General features: G+C 54.7%; 16 protein-coding genes. 7 read left to right on the top strand and 9 right to left on the bottom strand.

Annotation, left to right across the window (positions count from 1 at the left end; all coding sequences use genetic code 11):
* Nucleotides 1-143: 143 nt before the first annotated feature.
* Both TH4_RS13885 and TH4_RS13880 read left to right on the top strand, forming a co-directional pair.
* Complete coding sequence (locus TH4_RS13885) at nucleotides 144-1,481, top strand: hypothetical protein (RefSeq protein WP_064781599.1); 1,338 nt, start codon at nucleotides 144-146, stop codon at nucleotides 1,479-1,481.
* Between the two features lie 37 nt (nucleotides 1,482-1,518).
* Nucleotides 1,519-2,907 carry an MATE family efflux transporter gene (locus TH4_RS13880; RefSeq protein WP_064781598.1) on the top strand — a complete coding sequence of 463 codons (1,389 nt, stop codon included), beginning with the start codon at nucleotides 1,519-1,521 and terminating at the stop codon, nucleotides 2,905-2,907.
* 16 nt (nucleotides 2,908-2,923) lie between these two features.
* On the opposite strand, the gene TH4_RS13875 is transcribed toward TH4_RS13880, so the two are convergent.
* The 6 genes from TH4_RS13875 to TH4_RS13850 are packed head-to-tail and all read right to left on the bottom strand — an operon-like array spanning nucleotide 2,924 to nucleotide 9,545.
* A complete protein-coding gene (locus TH4_RS13875) occupies nucleotides 2,924-3,433 on the bottom strand; it encodes a GNAT family N-acetyltransferase (RefSeq protein ID WP_064781597.1) in 510 nt (169 codons plus the stop codon).
* A gap of 3 nt (nucleotides 3,434-3,436) precedes the next feature.
* Nucleotides 3,437-4,366, bottom strand: coding sequence for a hydroxymethylglutaryl-CoA lyase (locus tag TH4_RS13870; protein WP_064781596.1), 930 nt, complete (start codon nucleotides 4,364-4,366; stop codon nucleotides 3,437-3,439).
* Nucleotides 4,366-6,369 carry an acetyl/propionyl/methylcrotonyl-CoA carboxylase subunit alpha gene (locus TH4_RS13865; protein WP_064781595.1) on the bottom strand — a complete coding sequence of 668 codons (2,004 nt, stop codon included), beginning with the start codon at nucleotides 6,367-6,369 and terminating at the stop codon, nucleotides 4,366-4,368. Before TH4_RS13865 ends, TH4_RS13870 begins: the two co-directional genes overlap by 1 nt.
* A 1-nt stretch (nucleotide 6,370) precedes the next feature.
* On the bottom strand, nucleotides 6,371-7,123 hold the full coding sequence (locus TH4_RS13860; protein WP_064781594.1) for an Abi-alpha family protein: 753 nt from the start codon (nucleotides 7,121-7,123) through the stop codon (nucleotides 6,371-6,373).
* Nucleotides 7,124-7,138: 15 nt separating this feature from the next.
* Entirely contained in the window at nucleotides 7,139-7,927 is a 789-nt protein-coding gene (locus TH4_RS13855; RefSeq protein ID WP_064781593.1) for an enoyl-CoA hydratase/isomerase family protein, read from the bottom strand.
* Between the two features lie 7 nt (nucleotides 7,928-7,934).
* Nucleotides 7,935-9,545 (bottom strand): carboxyl transferase domain-containing protein, encoded by a 1,611-nt coding sequence (locus tag TH4_RS13850; RefSeq protein WP_064781591.1) that lies wholly within the window; start codon nucleotides 9,543-9,545, stop codon nucleotides 7,935-7,937.
* 303 nt (nucleotides 9,546-9,848) lie between these two features.
* Here TH4_RS13850 and TH4_RS13845 point away from each other — a divergent pair, with 303 nt between their 5' ends.
* A complete protein-coding gene (locus tag TH4_RS13845) occupies nucleotides 9,849-10,667 on the top strand; it encodes a hypothetical protein (protein WP_064781589.1) in 819 nt (272 codons plus the stop codon).
* A gap of 62 nt (nucleotides 10,668-10,729) precedes the next feature.
* Here the strand turns inward: TH4_RS13845 and TH4_RS13840 are convergent, their stop codons facing one another.
* Both TH4_RS13840 and TH4_RS13835 read right to left on the bottom strand, forming a co-directional pair.
* Complete coding sequence (locus TH4_RS13840) at nucleotides 10,730-11,362, bottom strand: 2-hydroxychromene-2-carboxylate isomerase (RefSeq protein ID WP_064781587.1); 633 nt, start codon at nucleotides 11,360-11,362, stop codon at nucleotides 10,730-10,732.
* A 119-nt stretch (nucleotides 11,363-11,481) separates the two neighbouring features.
* Entirely contained in the window at nucleotides 11,482-11,955 is a 474-nt protein-coding gene (locus tag TH4_RS13835) for an Lrp/AsnC ligand binding domain-containing protein (protein ID WP_008890579.1), read from the bottom strand.
* A 204-nt stretch (nucleotides 11,956-12,159) separates the two neighbouring features.
* Between TH4_RS13835 and putA the strand changes: the two genes are divergently transcribed.
* From putA to TH4_RS13815, 3 genes are all read left to right on the top strand, one after another.
* Complete coding sequence (gene putA, locus TH4_RS13825; RefSeq protein ID WP_064781585.1) at nucleotides 12,160-15,963, top strand: bifunctional proline dehydrogenase/L-glutamate gamma-semialdehyde dehydrogenase PutA; 3,804 nt, start codon at nucleotides 12,160-12,162, stop codon at nucleotides 15,961-15,963.
* Nucleotides 15,964-16,191: 228 nt separating this feature from the next.
* Nucleotides 16,192-16,821: a BON domain-containing protein gene (locus TH4_RS13820; protein ID WP_064781583.1), complete on the top strand. Its 630-nt coding sequence runs from the start codon at nucleotides 16,192-16,194 to the stop codon at nucleotides 16,819-16,821.
* Between the two features lie 165 nt (nucleotides 16,822-16,986).
* Nucleotides 16,987-17,220, top strand: a complete 234-nt coding sequence (locus TH4_RS13815) for a (2Fe-2S)-binding protein (RefSeq protein WP_063088336.1) — start codon at nucleotides 16,987-16,989, stop codon at nucleotides 17,218-17,220.
* Nucleotides 17,221-17,311: 91 nt separating this feature from the next.
* Here the strand turns inward: TH4_RS13815 and TH4_RS13810 are convergent, their stop codons facing one another.
* Nucleotides 17,312-18,361, bottom strand: coding sequence for a Glu/Leu/Phe/Val dehydrogenase dimerization domain-containing protein (locus tag TH4_RS13810; protein WP_064781581.1), 1,050 nt, complete (start codon nucleotides 18,359-18,361; stop codon nucleotides 17,312-17,314).
* 538 nt (nucleotides 18,362-18,899) lie between these two features.
* Here TH4_RS13810 and TH4_RS13805 point away from each other — a divergent pair.
* On the top strand, nucleotides 18,900-19,133 hold the full coding sequence (locus TH4_RS13805) for a hypothetical protein (RefSeq protein WP_063088334.1): 234 nt from the start codon (nucleotides 18,900-18,902) through the stop codon (nucleotides 19,131-19,133).
* The last annotated feature ends 50 nt before the right edge of the window (nucleotides 19,134-19,183 follow it).

Below are 19,183 nucleotides of genomic sequence, written 5' to 3'. Positions count from 1 at the left end.
TTCCTTGCGTGAAGACAGCAGCCCTTAAGGTGATTTCTGACCGACACCCGAACTTTTCGATGAGTGCCATCTTTTGGGCAAAGAAGGTGGTTCTAATCACGGACAGCCGTTCTCTTGATCAAGCGAGGTGGCCGGAACCATAGATGACTACTGTATCGGGAGTTGCACATGCGGTTGACGGATGCGTGATTACGCGGGATTTCGCCCGCTATGACCGTGCCTATCACGACAAAGTGCAAAGATATAACGATCATCTTGGTGCCATGGCGGGGATATTGCGCCGGTTCAGCGAATATAGCCGCACCATGCTTGCGTCCCAGCAGCTCTACATCTACGCCAAGTGGCTTGCACGGTACACGGCCTATTGGCCGCTGCTGGATGATCTTGTAACGCGCCTTGAAAGCAGTTTTGCCGAAACCGATCAAAGCTACGTTGCGCGCCAATCATCGGTCGATGGATCGTGGGGCTGGCAATATACCGAGTTTCATCACAAGTTTGATGCGACCATTGTGCGTCTGCATGAACTGGCAACGGAAAAACGCGCACCGCGCTACCCGCTTCATTTTCTGGAGCCGGTATCAACCATCCCGAAAATGCGCGCCTATCTCGAAGATCTTCTGGTGTCGGATATTGCCGCAACCGGGCGCAACAAGCGTGACGAACTGGGCTCGGTCCTGTGTTGTCTGGCGCAGTTATGCTTCAAGCCGCGTCTGCGCAATTTTGCCCGCGAACATGTGCGCGGGATTGCGCTTGATGATGCCTATATCAAGGCCTTTAGCGATTTTCTCGACGACATTCAAAACCCGGAAACCGGTTACTGGGGACCATGGTATTCATCGGATGGTAAAACCCATCGCTATGATGATCTGAGTTTTACGTTCCATATCGTGTCCTATCGCAAAGGGGACGTTCGCCATTGGCCAAGCCTGATCCGCACGACCCTTGAGCGGCGGGGTGAAGAATATCCGGTTGGCTGGCGGAGCCGCGGCAATTTCAACAACCACAACAATTACGATGTCGCGAAGATATTTCGTCATGGCTGGTCACATATGACACCAGCCCAGCGCGATTTCGCATCAAGTCAGCTTGACGAGATGTTGGGCTGGTGCCTGACGCATTCGATGCGCAAGGATGGCAGTTTTGTCTTTGACGAACATTTTTATAATTCGCTTGAGTCCTGCCACTATTTCGGCGTTTCGTTTCTTGATGAGGTCGGGTATTTCAGGCCACGCAAACGGTTCTGGACCGATCGGAAATTCCCCGAGGCCAGCCGTGTGCAGCATCATGTGATAGCCCGCTTGAATGAGTTCTGCCCGCAAAATCCAAGCGTCATCGCCGCGAAATGGAAGGCCGGAACGGATTTGAACCTTGTGCCGGCGAAACGGGTATCGACGGCAGAAACAGAACATCTTTCAAGGCGGCAGCGGCACAAGTTCCTTATCAGTGCCGATACATCTGCAAGCTCTTTCAAAAACGATTGATGCCTCGCTTTTCCAACCGTGACGGATCAAACCCAAAATGGCGTTGCAGCAGCAGTATTTTATCGGTGGGTCGGTTCTGCGCCATATCCTGAGCATGGCTTCGACAAGCATGCTTGCACTTGTTGCGATGGTGGCTGTCGATGCGCTTGATCTGCTTTTCCTGAGCCTTCTGGGCGATGTCGATACTGTTGCCGCACTTGGCTTTGCCTGGCCTCTGATATTTTTCACGCTGGCGATATCGCTTGGGGTGTCGACATCAATGACGGCGTTGGTGGCACGGGCCGAGGGGCTTGGCGACCGCGACCGCGCGCGCGTGATGGCAACGCATATTGTGCTTTTTGGTGTTGGTCTTTCGGTTCTGATGACGGCGGCGATTTGGTGGGGGGCGCCAGTTATGCTGGCAGCACTTGGCGCATCAGGCCGCGTTCATGAGCTTGGCACCAGTTATCTGCAGATCGTCATGTTGTGTCTGCCCATTCTGGTGCTCAGCATGGCATCCGGGGCGCTTTTGCGGGTGATCGGGGCCAAACAACGGTCGATGTGGGCCAAGATCGCGGGGGCGATCACCAACGGCGTGCTTGATCCGATCTTCATCTTTGGTTTTGGCTGGGGTGTTGAGGGGGCTGCGTGGGCCACCGTGATATCGCGCGTCGTGATCATGGTGATTGCGTTTTATGGCGTGCGCAATGTGCATAACATGCTGGGCCGTTTCAATCGTGCTGTATTCGCGCAAGATGTTCGCGAAATTGCCAGGGTCACTGTGCCGGTCGGGCTGGCCAAAACCGGCCCGCCAATTGCCAGCGGCTTTATCATGGCGTCGATGGCAAAGTTTGGGTCAGACGCCGTCGCGGCGATGGCGATCATCGAACGCATTGCGCCATTTGCCTTTGTCGGTTACATGGCCTTGCCACAAGCTATCGGGCCGATCTTTGGACAGAACTTTTCCGCCAAACGCACGGATCGGGTGCGCGCCATCTGGCATTCGGTCTGGGGGCTGATTGTTGTCTATGGTCTGGTGGTATCAGCGCTGTTGTTTGTTTTGTCTGACCAATTGGCTGAACTGTTTCGCACCACACCGGAAACCGCAAACCTGCTGGGCCTGTTCTGTACGGCGATTGCGCCGCTTTACATGTTCCTCGGTCTGCAGTTTTCGTCCCATACCTTCTTTAACGTTACCGGGCGGCCTAATCTTGCGATGCTTGCCGATCTTGCCAAGGAGTTTCTTGGCGTGATCCCGCTCGTCTGGTTGGGCAGCATCTATTTCGGGGCCGTCGGAGTTTTGTGGGGGCAGGTCGCAGGGATTGTGTTGTTTGGTGCCTTGACCGGCATCGTCAGCTACAGGTTGGCGTGCCAGAAACCGCGCTCAGACCAATTTTTGCAAACGAGGCCACACAAGCCCGTGGTTGGCGGCGGGAACGCAGGGTGATTTGCGATCAGAAAAATCAGCTGTGTTTCTGATCGCGGGCATCAAGGGTCATCAAAAGGCACGGGCCCTTGGCGGTTTCATATTCCCGCCCTGCGACAAAACCAATCGCCTCATAACACCGAATAGCGCGTTCGTTTTCCGGGTCGGGATCAATCCCGATCATGGGCGCGCCACGTTCAAACAGCTGGCGTGTCAGCATCTTTAGGAACATCTGCCCATGCCCGCACCCCATCATGTCGGGCACACCAATAAAGGCGTCCAGACAACGGGTATGTTGGGGCAAGGGATCAAAATGTGCCTGTGGCCATTGATGGGCATCGTAATGCTGGACAAAGGCAAACGGGCGATTGCGGTATGACACAATCAGGGTCGCCATTTCGGCCAGTTCGACATCTTCGGAAATCAGTTCAAGTTGCTCGGCCGGTTCGCCCCACCAGCGGATGACTTCGGGCACATGCAGCCAGCGGCCTATCATCGGCAGATCATTTGGGGTGGCCCGTCTGAAGCTGTATTTTGACGGGCCCATCCATTAGTCCCCGGTCGTTGATCTTTTTGCTGCCAAGGCCAGATTGACCTTCGATGCGCTTGATTTTCCTATCTGATCACAAATCCAGCTTCCTGTCTCGGCAAGCTTTTCAAGATCTATACCGGTTTTGATGCCAAGCCCGTTCAGCATATAGACAACATCCTCGGTCGCGACATTGCCACTGGCCCCCTTGGCATAGGGGCAGCCACCAAGACCGGCGACGGAACTGTCGATTACGGCCACACCCATTTGCAGCACGGCAAGCAAATTGGCCAGCGCCTGACCATAGGTGTCATGGAAGTGAGCGGCGAGCTTTTCGGTCGGTACATGCTTGGCAACAGCGGCGATCATCGCCTGTGCCTTGGCCGGCGTGCCTGTACCGATGGTATCGCCCAGACTGATTTCATAGCAGCCCATGTCATAAAGCGCCTTTGCGACCTCCGCGACCTTTTCAGACGCGATGTCGCCTTCATACGGGCAGCCCAGAACGCAGGAAACATATCCGCGTACGGCAAGGCCCGCATCACGTGCCGCATCGGCCACCGGGCGGAAGCGATCAAGGCTTTCGGCGATGGAGCAATTGATGTTCTTTTGCGAGAAGCTTTCCGATGCCGCGCCAAAAACCGCAACCTCGGTCGCGCCCGCGGCAATCGCGGCCTCAAGGCCCTTCATGTTCGGGGCCAGCACTGGATAGGTGACACCGAGCTTACGGGTGATCTGAGCCATGACATCGGGCGCATCGGCCATTTGTGGCACCCATTTCGGGCTGACGAAGGCGGTGGCTTCGATCACCGATAAACCGGCATCATTCAGGCGATGGATCAACTCGACCTTGGTTGCAGTCGGGACCATTGCCTTTTCGTTCTGAAGCCCGTCACGCGGGCCGACCTCAACGATTTTGACATGGCTTGGCAGATCGGAAATCAGGGCCATTATTCGGCCTCCTCAATCGCAATCAGTTCTGCGCCATCATCGACCTGATCGCCGACGCCAAAGAACACTTCCTTGATCGTGCCGGTGACGGGGGCGGAAATGGTGTGTTCCATTTTCATCGCTTCCATCACGACAAGCTTGTCACCCGCTGTGACCGATTGACCGGCCTTGGCCATGACGGCGATGATCTTGCCCGGCATCGGTGCGGTCAGGCCACCACCGGTACCTTCGTTGCCACCAGCTGCGGCCAGCGGATCAAAGATGTCGAGACGGTCCGAACGGCCATCACGGAAAATCATCAGACGATTGCCGTCACGAAGCACCGACGCGCGTTTGCGGACGTTGTTCAGGCTGGCAACGATCGCGCCATTTTCATCATGCTCGGCACTGGCGATGATAGCGCTACCATCAGGCATATCGATGACATATCCCTGATCACGGTAATGCACCTTGACCAGCAGGTCCGATCCGTCATGACGCAGGATCAGGTCATGGTGGTTATCGTCATTCAGCCTGAAGCCGGCCGTGCTGTGCCAGGGCGAATAGGGATCGTTGCTTTGGGTGGCATAACGGGCGGCCTCCGCATCGCGGGTCAGCAGGATATCAAGGGCAGCAAATGCCAGCGCCTCGTTTTCAGGCGTGGTAGGGGCAGGGATCAGATCATCCTGATAGTTCGGGATGAAGCCGGTTTCGACTTCGCCCCGTTCAAAGGCCGGATGGCGGGCGATATTGCCAAGGAAGCCGGTATTCGTGGTCACACCCACGATCTGCACATCATTTAATGCGGTCGCCATGCGACGCAGGGCCGATGTGCGATCCACGTCCCAGGTGATCAGCTTGGCGATCATCGGGTCATAATGGATGGAAACTTCGCCGCCTTCATAAACGCCGGTATCAACGCGCACATGATCGGTTTCGCGCGGCATGCGCATATGCACAAGCTTGCCGGTTGCGGGCAGGAAATCATTCTGCGGGTCTTCGGCATAGATGCGGACTTCAAAGGCATGACCGTTGATCGAAAGGTCTTCCTGCGCCTTTGGCAGTTTTTCGCCATCGGCCACACGCAGCTGCCATTCCACAAGGTCTTCGCCGGTGATTTTTTCCGTCACCGGATGTTCCACCTGAAGGCGGGTGTTCATTTCCATGAAATAGAACGCACCCGACGCATCAAGCAGGAATTCAACCGTGCCAGCCCCCTGATAACCAATCGCCTTGGCGGCATCGACAGCGGCCTTGCCCATCTGGGCGCGGAGGTCCTCGGTCATGCCTGGTGCCGGGGCCTCTTCAATCACCTTTTGATGGCGGCGCTGCAAGGAGCAATCGCGTTCAAACAGATAGACCGCATTGCCATGGCTGTCGGCAAAGACCTGAATTTCAACATGGCGCGGTTTGACGATCAGTTTTTCAATCAGGCAATGATCATCGCCAAAGCTGCTTGCAGCTTCGCGTTTGCAACTGATCAGGGCATCCTTGAAGTCGGATGCCTCTTCAACCGCACGCATGCCTTTGCCGCCACCCCCGGCGGACGCCTTGATCAATACCGGATAGCCGATCTTGTCGGCCTCAGCCGCTAGAAGGTCAGGGTCCTGATCTTCGCCATGATAACCCGGCACCAGCGGCACACCGGCCTTGCCCATGATTTTCTTGGCTTCGGATTTCGATCCCATGGCACGGATGGCACTTGCCGGTGGGCCGACAAAGACGCAGCCGGCCTTTTCCAGCGCATCGGCAAACCCGGCATTTTCCGACAGGAAACCATAGCCCGGATGAACCGCATCGGCACCCGATTGCGCGATGACTTCAAGCAACCGGTCGGTGCGCAGATAGCTGTCCTTGGGCGCGGGTGCTCCGATATGGTACGCCTCGTCCGCGTGTTTGACATGCAGGGCATCGGCGTCGGCATCGGAATAAACGGCGACCGTCGCAATTCCCATGCGACGGGCGGTCTTGATCACGCGGCAGGCGATCTCACCGCGGTTGGCGATCAGAAGTTTGCGCGGCATGTTATTCTGGCCTTTCGCAAGAATTGATGAGGTCGTATCCAAGCGGGGATAGCATTGAGGAGAAGGCGAAAGACGTATCACCGTCTACAAGCCTACTTTCAGTCTTGTTGCGTACAAGACCTAAGCTGCTCAGGTGCAGCATTATTTGACCTTCGAGCCAATCGGTAAGGACAAAATTGTTAATGCTAGCAATTGAATTCCCATGAAAAACGAAAGTAACGATACCGTCGTTCACTTCATTCCCTAGGTGAGGGATGTTGAAATTATGCACTGACGTTTCGAAATCTTCATGTCGGTCTGAGAAAAATTCAGAAAAATTGTTGTAATTATAGACCGCATTTGAAGACGTACTGTTGAATAGGCGCTTCAAAAACCTCGCTTCGTCGGGAGATATTTGAGACAGAAGCTTTGTGTAGGTTTCATGCTTCGTCTCGTAGAATGATGAAGCATTTAATAGAAGACCACTCCACATCTCCGATAGCGTTTTGTCTTCTCCATCTAGTGAGCTGTGCTCCATGAATGGGAGTAAAAACTTTAGGGGGGGCTGGTGGGTTTCAAGGTCAGATTCTTTTGCCCATTTTGCCGCCAAGCCATATATTTTGAGCCATGATTTGTATCGGGCAGCCCTTATCCAATCTGCTCCAAGGGCGGACAACTCTTTAGCGCTATCACCAAATAGATCTCGGAGAAGACCGAGCAACTGGTTTGATTGCTCTGAGCTGTTTGGATCAGGAAGTTTGTTTGGCTCGTCCATTGGATCGCTCAGTGGTTATTTCTTCAAAAAATCGGTCATGCGCATTTGAGCCTCAGGCGTTTTTCGTTGATCGGCAATGCGTTGGGCCGTGTCATCAATCACGGCATCTGTAATCGGTTTGTTGGCAACCGCGTAAATCAGGTTCTTGGCCGCATGCATCGCATCCGGACCATTGGCCAGAAGGAGTTTTGCTATTTCCTGTCCACGGGCAGCCAAGTCATCGGTCGTGGTGATTTCATGCACCAGTCCGATCTGCTGGGCGGTTTGGGCGTCAAACCGTTCGGCGGTCAGGAAATAACGCCGTGCCTGATTGACGCCGATGGCCTCAACCACATAAGGCGAGATCACCGCCGGGATCAGGCCCAGCTTGACTTCCGACAGACAGAAGCTGGCGCTGTCAGACGCGATCACGATGTCACAGCACGCCGCCAGACCAACCCCGCCGCCAAAGGCAGCCCCGTTGACTAGTGCGATGGTCGGTTTCGACGCAAAATTCAAAACCTTCATCAGTTTGGCAAGGGCGCGGGAATCAGCAAGGTTTTCGGCATGGCTATAACCCGCCATGCGCTTCATCCAATTCAGATCCGCCCCGGCCGAAAAGCTTTTGCCAGCCCCGGTCAGGATAATCACCCGAACAGCCGGATCTGCATCAAGGGCTTCGATCTTGGCCGTCAGATCGTTGATCAGGACATCATCAAATGCATTGTGAATTTCGGGGCGGTTCAACGTGATGGTCGCAACACCATTGGCAGCGATTTCACACAGGGCGGCATCAGAAATGTTATCGGTGTTTACATTGCTCATGACGGCCTCACATTCTGAACACGCCAAACCGGGTTTCTTCGACCGGTTTGTTGAGTGCCGCCGACAGGCCAAGGCCAAGCACCATTCGGGTATCAGCCGGATCAATCACGCCATCATCCCAAAGGCGGGCGGATGCGTAGTAGGGGTGGCCTTGCTCTTCATATTGATCGCGTATCGGGGCCTTGAAGGCCTCTTGTTCGGCTTCTGGCCAGTTTTCGCCGCGCTTTTCGGCGGCATCGGCGCGAATTTGCGTCAAAACGTTCGCAGCCTGTTCGCCGCCCATGACGGAAATACGGGCATTTGGCCACATCCACAGGAAGCGCGGGCTGTATGCGCGACCACACATGCCATAGTTACCAGCACCAAAGGATCCACCGATCAGAACGGTGAATTTCGGCACATTGGCGGTGGCAACGGCGGTGACAAGCTTGGCTCCATCCTTGGCAATGCCGCCGCTTTCATATTTGCGGCCAATCATGAAGCCGGTGATGTTTTGCAGGAACACCAGCGGAATGCCGCGCTGTGCACACAGTTCGATGAAATGCGCGCCCTTCAGCGCGCTTTCGGAAAACAGGATGCCATTATTGGCAATGATGCCGACCGGATAGCCAAAGATACGGGCAAAGCCGGTGACAAGGGTCGTGCCATACTGTGCCTTGAACTCATGAAACTCCGACCCATCAACGATGCGCGCGATGATTTCGCGCACATCATAGGGCTTTTTGGTGTCGGTTGGAACCACGCCATAAATCTCGCGCGGGTCATAGGCGGGTGCGCGCGGCTCGGTCAAGGTCAGGCCGGGGTTCTTGGTCCAATTGAGGTTCTTGACGATATCGCGCGCAATCGAAAGCGCGTGGCTGTCATCCTGGGCATAATGGTCGGTCACACCGGATGTTTTGCAATGAACATCAGCGCCACCGAGGTCTTCGGCCGAGACGACTTCGCCGGTGGCGGCCTTCACCAGCGGCGGACCACCGAGGAAGATCGTGCCTTGTTTGCGGACAATGATGCTTTCATCCGACATTGCCGGGACATAAGCACCACCAGCCGTGCAGGACCCCATGACAACCGCGATCTGCGGGATGCCCTTGGACGACATGGTTGCCTGGTTAAAGAAGATGCGCCCGAAATGGTCGCGATCCGGGAACACATCATCCTGACGGGGCAGGTTGGCCCCGCCACTATCGACCAGGTAGATGCAGGGCAGGTTGTTTTCGAGTGCGATTTCCTGTGCGCGAAGATGCTTCTTTACCGTCATCGGGTAGTAGGAACCACCCTTGACCGTGGCATCATTGGCGACAATTACGCATTCAACGCCTGAAACACGGCCGATGCCGGTAATGATGCCGGCTGCCGGAACGTCTTCATCGCCATACATGCCATGTGCGGCAAGCTGCGAGAGTTCCAGAAACGGGGAGCCGACATCAAGAAGCTGGCGAATACGTTCACGCGGCAGCAATTTGCCTCGCCCGGTATGACGATCACGGGCGCGTTCACCGCCGCCCAGTTTGACCGCAGCGATTTGTTCGCGCAAATCCGCAACCAGCTTTTCCATATGTTCGGCATTGTTGCGGAATTCTTCGGAACGGGCGTTCACCGCAGATTTCAGTACCGTCATCGTCCGTTTTCACCGTTTTTTTGTTATGGGCAAATCGGCCCGCGTGCAGGGTGTTTATGGCTGTTGTTATCGGTGAAGTTTACGTAAACGTCAATATTAAATCGGTATTTCAGTACCGAAATTAACTATATGCTATCAAATCATCCATAGCGTTTAGCGCATATGGGTTGTTTGCAGACGACCAGTGGTCGCCATAAAATCGCAGCCGATCCTTATTTTGATCGATCTTGTCTTGGGAATGCGGGCGAAAAAATAATGTCATACCGGACTTTGATCTGTTTGGTTTTTTGTTCATGTGTTGCTGTGGTTTTCGGACAAAGGTCCGCGCATGCGCAAGATACGCTTCAGGAAATTCATTGGCTTAAGGCCGATGTGCCGCCGATTGGTATTGGTAGTGGGCCGTTGGCGGGCAAGGGGCTTCATGGCGGGATCCTTGATATATTGTTCGGTGCGTCGCTTGATCCCGACATGGTGAAGGGGCATGCCAATATGGCGCGGTTGTTTGCCTTGATGAAAACGGGAAACTACTGCGTACCCGGACTGATCCGGACCGCTGAGCGCGAAGAGGTTGTCTATTTTTCCGAGCAGCCAAGCGCGGTTCTTGAGAGCAGTCACCTGGTGTATTCGCCGGATAACCGAAAGCTCCGTGAAGCGATTGATGACAAGGTCTCGCTGGCGCAATTGCTTGACGCGGGCTTTGTCGTCGGAATCGGGGCGGGCATTTCGTATGGCGAAGAAACAGACAGGATCATTCAGCGCTATTCAAACTCAGACAGCGTCGTTCGACATCCCACGCCCAATTTCCTGGCGCCGATGTTGTCGATGATTGAAATGAAACGTGTCGACTTTTCGCTGGCGCCACCCTGGGCGTTGACGTGGTATCAGGTCAATCAAAAGAACGGTCTTGGTGGTGATAGCGCCCCGATGATCGTCACCCACCCATTCCGCGAGGCATCAGAAAAAATTAATTACCACGTGGTTTGCACCAAGAATGATTGGGGCAAGAAAGCGGTCGCCATGATCGACGAAGTGCTTGCACGCGATGATATCCGCCAAGCTCTTGCACGTAATGCGCAAACCTGGTTGTCGACCACGAAAGTGCAAGAAAAAGTCGTGAAGTAGAAAGGCTGATCTGCGCCTTCCAGAAGAGCTCATCTTCTGTCTACGACGACATTTGGTGGGGGCTAGTGCCCGGGGTTGTCTGTTGTGCTGCCAAGTGTCAGTTTGCGCAGTGAAATCCACTGGGCGAGTTGATCGATCCGGTCATTCCCGAAGAAAGGTTCGTCCTCGTAGAAGAAGAAGGGCGATCCAAAGGCACCCATCTTGATCGCATCCTCGGTGACAGCGCGGACATGGTCTTTCCATTTCTGGGATTCGACGGCGGCACGCATTTCGGATGCATTGATGGAATGGCGGGTCGCGGCGGCAAAAACGTTTTCCGGGTTGGACATATCAAGCCCGTCGGCAAAATAGCCGCGATAGATATCCTTGGCGAACTTGCGCGCCAACATCGGAGATCGCGATTCAAGCCAGTAATAAGCACGGGTCGGAACCAGTGCCGCGTAGGGGAAGTTATTGGGGATTTGGAACGGAATGTTTTGCAGGCGTGCGCAGCGTTCCATGTCGTGCCGGAAATAAGGACCGCGGATCGGCTGATCCAGAAGCGGGCTTTGTCCTGTCTGTTTGAAGGCTGCGCCAATCATGAAGGGGCGCCAGACGACCGTGACGCCATGGCGTTTTTCGAACTCTTCCATCCGCTCGGCGGCAAGGTAGCCGTAAGGTGACGAGAAATCGAAGTAGAAGCTGACTTCAGACATGTTCCTGCACCCGTTTTCCGTTTTGTTTTAACCAACAACTTTTCCAGCAGATCTGATGTCTGCTTTTGTGGATGCGATTTTGATCTATTAAGTTGTTGCGAATCAACAAAAAAAGAAAATCAGGGAATGACGATGCCGGGACGGACTTTTACTTCTTCCATCACGACATATGTATGAGTCTGACCGACACCCTGAACAGAAGATAGCCGTTCAAGGAACTCGCGATAGGCATACATGTCCTCGACCCGAAGTTTCGCAAGATAGTCAAAACCACCTGCGACCATATGGCATTCTTCGATTTCAGGGAGCTTCTTGATCGCAGCGGCGAATACGTCAAAGACGTCAGGTGTGGTACGATCAAGAGTGATTTCAACGAAGACCACAAGTGACTGGTTAAGCTTGCGCGGATCCAGCGTCGCCATATAGCCGGTGATAAAGCCGTTTTGCTCAAGGCGGCGCACGCGTTCCAGACAGGGTGTCGGGCTGAGATTAACCCGGCGTGATAGCTCCACATTGGACATGCGGCCATCGTTCTGAAGTTCGCGGAGGATCTGTTTGTCGATCTTGTCCAGGCTCTTGTGGTTCTTCTGCATTTTAAGCGTCCAGCCAGTATTTGTGACTATGCGAATGTAAAAATCGTGGATGATATATCGTATTTTAGCCAAAAATGGCAGCACATTTTTCGGATGAAATAATATTGTCTGTCGCCATAGAGGTGCAAAAGGCCCCGAAGCGCCTGAAATAATGTGCGTTCTTCGGGATCGGCAAAGTCCAACATCAGGGAGAGGCTTTTAAACATGTTCCGTACCGAACTGCCGCAACCGAATGAAATCCGCCAGACGATCCGTGACACGTATCGCGCCGATGAAGAGGCCGTTGTTGAACGCCTGATCGAAACAGCGCGTCTTTCCCCGGAACAGACCGCGCGCGTTCAGAACCGCGCCTATCAACTGGTTGCCCGCGTGCGCAGTGCCGATAACGGCAAAAGCGGCATTGATGCCCTGCTGCATGAATACGAGCTGTCGAGTAAGGAAGGCGTCATCCTGATGTGCCTGGCCGAGGCGTTGCTGCGTGTGCCCGATGCGGTGACTGCCGACAAGCTCATTCAGGACAAACTGTTTGATGCCGACTGGCAAAGTCATCTCGGCCATTCCGACAGCTTCTTTGTCAATGCCTCGACCTGGGGGCTGATGCTTACCGGGCGGGTGATCAAATTCGGCAAGGCGGAAAAGGCCGATCCGGGCCGTCTGATCAAACGCATGATCGGCCGTTCGGGGGAGCCTGTCATTCGCAAGGCATTCAATCACGCCATGCGGATCATGGGCCGCCAGTTCGTAATGGGCCGCACGATTGACGAGGCCGCCGAGCGCGCCAAGGCGAATGAAGAAAAAGGCTATCGTTATTCCTATGACATGCTGGGCGAAGCCGCCCGCACGATGAAGGATGCCGATCGCTATTACAAGGCATACGAAACCGCCATTCACGATATCGGACGCGTTGCCAATGGCCGTGGGCCGATTGATAGTCCAGGCATTTCGGTCAAGCTTTCGGCGATCCATCCGCGCTATGACTTTGCCAACTATGATCGCGTGATGAACGAGTTGACCCCGCGGCTTAAGGAACTGGCACTTCTGGCAAAGAAATACGATATCGGCTTTACCGTCGATGCCGAGGAAGCCAACCGTCTCGACCTGTCGCTTGATGTCATCGGCACTGTCTTTGCCGATCCGGATCTTGATGGCTGGGAAGGCTATGGTCTGGCGGTCCAGGCCTATCAGAAACGTGCCTATCACGTTCTGGAATGGCTGGCCGATCTGTCGACCAAGGTCGGGCGCAAGATGATGGTCCGCCTTGTGAAGGGGGCCTATTGGGATACCGAAGTCAAATTCAGTCAGGAAAACGGTTTTGATGGTTATCCGGTCTTTACCCGCAAGGCATCGACCGATGTGTCCTATCTGGCGTGTGCGAAATATATGCTGTCGCGTCGCGATGCATTCTATTGCCAGTTTGCCAGCCACAATGCCCACACCGTGGCATCGGTTCTGGAAATGGCCGGCAATGACCGCACCTTTGAATTCCAGCGTCTGCATGGCATGGGCGAAGCACTTTATGAGCAGATCGTCGACAAGAACGGCGAAAACGTTCCGTGCCGTGTCTATGCGCCGGTTGGCACCCATGAAGACCTTCTGGCCTATCTGGTGCGCCGTCTGTTGGAAAACGGTGCAAACACCAGCTTTGTGAACCGTATTCAGGATGAACAACTGCCGATCGAGGAAATGATCGCCGATCCGATCGAAAAGATGGCGGCCCTTCCGCGCAAAGGCCATCCGAAGATCCCGGCACCGATTGACCTTTATGGTGCAAGTCGCGTCAACTCGCGCGGGCTTGATCTGACAGATACGCAAAAGCTGTTGCCGCTCAGTGCCAAGCTTGCCGAGATCAAGAACAAGACCTGGAACGCCGCCCCGCTGATTGATGGCAAACTTGTTTCGGGCACCCCGATTGATGTCATCAACCCGGCCAAGTTTGATGAAAAGGTCGGTGACCTTGTTCAGGCGACCGAGGCCGATATTGACGCCGCCGTCGTGGCTGCCCTCAAGGGCTATGAGACCTGGAACAAGACACCAGCAAGTGAACGCGCGACGGCACTGCGTCGTCTGGGTGATCTGCTTGAAGAAAACATGGACGAGTTCATCGCGCTCTGTCAGCGCGAAGCCGGGAAGCTTTATTCCGATGGCGTTGCCGAGGTGCGTGAGGCCGTCGATTTCTGTCGTTATTATGCCAACCGGGCCGAGGAAACCTTCCGCGAAGGCAGCCCGCTTGAAGGCCGCGGCGTGATTGTTTGCATCAGCCCGTGGAACTTCCCGCTTGCGATCTTCCTCGGTCAGGTGACCGCGGCCCTTGCAGCAGGAAATGCTGTGATTGCCAAACCGGCAGAGCAGACTTCACTGATTGCAGCCCGTGCAGCAGAACTGATCCTTGAATCCGGCGTTCCGGGCTCGGCATTCCAACTGGTTCCGGGGCCGGGGCGTGTGATTGGTAATCAGCTGATCAATGATCCGCGCATTGCCGGTGTCGCCTTTACCGGGTCAACCGAAACCGCACAGGTGATCAACCAGGCGCTGGCAAAACGCCCGGGTGTTCCGTTGCCGCTGATTGCAGAGACCGGTGGTCAGAACGCGATGATTGTGGACTCGACCGCACTGCCCGAACAGGTCGTGCAGGACGCAATCATTTCCGGCTTCCAGTCAGCCGGTCAGCGTTGCTCAGCCCTGCGCGTGCTGTTTGTTCAGGAAGACATTGCCGACAAGCTGTGTGAAATGCTGGTCGGTGCGATGAAGGAACTGCGCGTTGGTGATCCGAAGTTCCTTGATATCGATGTCGGTCCGGTGATTGACGAAAAATCGCGCAAGGTGCTTGAAGCCCATGCAGAACGCATGAAAAAGGAAGCCAAGCTTCTGCATGCCTGTGACATGCTTCCGGAATGCGAAGGGGGTAACTTCTTTGCACCGCATTGCTTCGAAATCCCGTCGATCAATGTGCTTGAACGCGAAGTGTTCGGCCCGGTTGTGCATGTGGTGCGCTATAAGGCGCGCGATCTGCCCAAGATCCTCGATCAGATCAATGCATCGGGCTATGGCCTGACCCTTGGTATCCATTCCCGTATTGATACCACCGTGCGCGAAATTTCGCAGAAACTGCGCGTTGGCAACTGCTATGTGAACCGTAACCAGATCGGTGCGGTGGTTGGTGTCCAGCCGTTTGGCGGGCAGGGCAAATCCGGGACCGGTCCAAAGGCCGGTGGTCCGCACTATGTCGAACGCTTTGCCAAGCCGATTGCGAAGGCAAATACCATTTCCAATGATGACGTGTCAGACGATCGTGCACCGATCATCGTCAAGGATGTCATTGCGACCAACGAATATGCAGCGATGCTGGCCGCCCAGGAAGAATGGCAGGCAACTGACGGCAATGCGCGCGTGACCATCCTTGAAAAGCTGTCGGCCAAGATGGATGCATCGGGTAATGATGCCCTGATGGCGGGGGCCGATCATGTGGCGAACTTTGCCGCCCTTTCGGAAAACGGCTTTGTCGCACCAACCCGGATGCCCGGGCCGACCGGTGAAACCAACGATCTTTATTGTCAGGGCCGTGGTGTTTACCTGATCCAGGCGGACAAGGACGCCGAACCGGCAAAAATCATCCGCCATCTGGGGGCCGCCCTTGCCGCGGGCAATGCGGTGATCCTTGCGGGTGATCAGAAATGGCTTGCCGATATTCCGACACTGGCACAGCAGGCGGGCCTTCCGACCAAGCTGGTCAAGGCGGTTGGCACCAACACCGGTCTGGGTGCTATGTATGATGGCGATATCGCCGGGGTATCCTGCGTGGCATCGCTTGATCGCGTGACGTCGTTCAAGCAGCTTCTGGCCAAGCGCGACGGCGCGATCCTGTCGCTGATTTCCGATAGCGGGGCCGAGGATGACGGCGCATTGCCTGATGAGGCATTCCTGCATCGCTTTGCCACTGAAAAGACGATCACGATCAACACCACGGCAGCGGGCGGTAACGCATCGCTGATGTCGATGGAAGAAGATTGATCTGCCAGATGGACCTTTCAGATGGACCGGGACGAAATTCCCGGTCCATTTTTCTTTCTTTTATTCATGATCTCTGATGTAGGATGTGCTCGCCTGAGCTCAGTCGGGCTTTTTTTCGTCAAAATTGGCTGCAATAGCTATTGGTCGGAACAGTAGACGTCCTGCGGCGTTTGAACTGACGCAAGAAGATTGACCCATGTCTGGCAGGCATGAACAAGGAGAACAGGAATGATCAAGGTAAACCGCGGCATCGGCCGTGTTCTGAAAACGGTATCGGTATGTGCGTTGCTGGCTGTGCCGCTGGCGGCCTGCGGACCGCTGCAAATGCCGTTGGAAGACCGCACCGGCAATGACCAGTGGCAAGATACCCAGATCAAGTCCGGCATCCTTGGCGAGTTCTCCAAGGTCGATCACACCTATCTGATGGATGTGAATATCGACATCTGGGAACAGAATGTCATGGTCACCGGCATGGTGGATTCCAAGGGCAAGTATTACGACGTCATGTCGCTGGTCAAACAGGATAACCGGATCAAAACGGTCTATGACCATCTGGTGATCGCCGATCAGGAGACGATTGATGCCTATCACCGGGCCGAAGATGAATATGGCAAGAACGCAGTTCCGACCGATTCGGCAACCCAGTCGGTGTCCGACGTCTGGATCGAAAGCCAGATCAAGGCATTGTTATTGGCCGAAAAAGGTGTGAGCTCCGTCAACTATCGTTGGCAGTCGGTGCAGAATGTCGTCTACATCATGGGCGAGGCACAAAGCGATGCAGAGCTTGAAAAGGTCCTGTCGATCGTGCGCCGGATCAAAGGTGTGACCAAAGTGGTCAGCCACATCGCAAAGGCCTGATCACTTTTATCACCTTGTGATAAAACAGTTTTTCGAAAATTCCCCGCAGGCGTTCGGCCTTGCGGGGAATTTTTTTGTCCGGGTTTGTTGCAAAAGTGTTTGAAAACCATTCGCATTTATCTTAGAGGTGTCGATACGTAATTAATAACTGATTGCAATCGCACCATGTATGTCTGCATTTGTAATGCGCTCAAGGAAAAAGACGTCCGCCGTGCCGCCGAGCAGGGCGGGGCGACACGTCCGGCGGAAGTTTTCCGTTTCCATGGTTGCGCGCCGCAATGTGGCAAATGCGCCTGCCACATGCGCGCAGAACTGCTGCAAGCCAAGACCTGCGGCAATTGCGATTGCGATGATGCAGCGGCTGTGACGGCAAATATCGAACCGATTGCCGCCGAATAAGCTGCTTCAAGACATTCAGGAAAACGAAAAAGGCGAAGCCACATGGGCCTCGCCTTTGTTGTTTGTGGTTGGTGCTGCTTGATCAGCACTGTTACTTTTTCAGGCCAAAGCGTTCCTCGGCCAGGCGATCGGCGACAAAGCCGGTCGACAGGTTCTGGTCCTTGGCGCGTTCAAAAATCTCGCGCACGGTTTCACCAATGCCTTCGATATGCATGTTGGTTTCGGCAACCGTTTTGCCTTCGCGGCAGTAATAGACTTCGATGACACCGCCGGCATTAATCACGTAATCCGGCGCATACAAAATCCCGGCTTCGCGCAACATCTCACCATGGCGATCATCTTCAAGCTGGTTATTGGCCGCACCGGCGATCACACCAACCTTGAGTTCCTCGATAGTACGATCATTGATCACCCCGCCAAGGGCACAAGGGGCAAGGATATCGGCATCAACCGACAGGATTTTATCAACCGGAACCGCGGTTGCGCCAAATTCCATGGCGGCGGCCTTCATGCTGGCGGCGTTCAGGTCCGCAACAATCAGCTTGGCCCCGGCCGCATGCAGCATCCGGCACAAGTGGTATCCAACATGCCCCAGACCCTGCACCGCGACCCGCATACCGGTAAGGTCGTCGCTGCCATGTTTGAAGCGCACCGCTTCCTTAAGCCCGATGAAAACGCCATAGGCGGTAAAGGGGGACGGATCACCGGTGCGCTCCGGATCCTTGCCATCATTGATGCCACCGACATGCTTGGTCTGGCTTGCGATATGACCCATGTCTTCGGGGCTGGTGCCGACATCCTCGGCAACGATATAGCGCCCGCCAAGTTGCTCGACAGCGCGACCCATTGCGCGGAAGAATTCTGGCGTCTTCTGGCTTCGGGGATCACCGATGATGACCGACTTGCCGCCGCCAAGCGGAAGGTTGGCGAGGGCGGATTTGTAAGTCATGCCGCGCGACAGGCGCAAAACATCATGAATGGCGTCCTGTTCGCTGGCATAGGGCCACATGCGACAGCCGCCAAGTGACGGGCCAAGATTGGTGTTGTGGACCGCGATGATGGTTTTCAGGCCGGTGGTTTTGTCGCTGGCAAAGACGACCTGTTCGTGGTCATCAAAGGCGATATCGGAAAAGACGTTCATCCTCTTGCAGCCTCTTGGCAGCATCATTTTTCTGGTGCAGGCTGTTTCCTGCTTATCCCTTTATGTTTGATGCATCGTGCGTTGGATCAATTTCTAATTCCGCGAATGTGCAAAAAAGATCGTTTCGGTTGAGGGGCTGCTTTGGTGTGGAATTATTCGGAGTTTGCCAAAGCAGCATTGTAATTTTATTGCGCGCACTGTGCGCTGCAGCATCTTCGCTGTTTGAAGGCAGGCGGCATTTTCGATCCGACCAAGATTCTTTTGTGGGTGAAATTGGCCGGTTTCAACCTGGCTTTTATGGTGCAGCGCACTTGCGGCGATTTGTCCTGAATCAGGGCATTCGTCATGCGCCTATGCCAAATTCGCACTTGAAACCGGAGCAATTAATCTGGAAGTATCAATTAACCGGATAATTTACGGCTCGTTAAGGTGCGAAACGTAGACTCACGGTTGGGTGTCTTGTGATTGAGATTCCCGGTTCAGGACAGGTTGGCGTCTGGGCGGCGCCAGCGAACAAAATATAAGGAGAGCGGCGGATATGTCTGCATTCACAGGCCATCGCCAAACCGTATTTGAAGTTGAACTGCACAATCAGGCTGTGCGCGAATGTGTCAAAGAGAACCGATCCCACGACCTCTTTGATGACCGCTGGGCTGATGTTCAAACTCATGAAGTTGCGGCCAGCGACGAAACCAAGGCCCTTGCCATGATCGAAAATAGCTATCCGTCAGAAGATGGTTTCGTTGTCGATCACGTCAAACGCCTAGGATAACAGTCACAAACATATTCGAAAAAAAAGCGTGGTCAGCTTTGCTGCCACGC

It is taken from the genome of Thalassospira tepidiphila MCCC 1A03514 (assembly GCF_001662875.1).
GTDB classification, from domain to species: domain Bacteria; phylum Pseudomonadota; class Alphaproteobacteria; order Rhodospirillales; family Thalassospiraceae; genus Thalassospira; species Thalassospira tepidiphila.
Note: the sequence above shows the minus strand (reverse complement) of the source record. Positions and strands in the feature narration are given on the sequence as shown.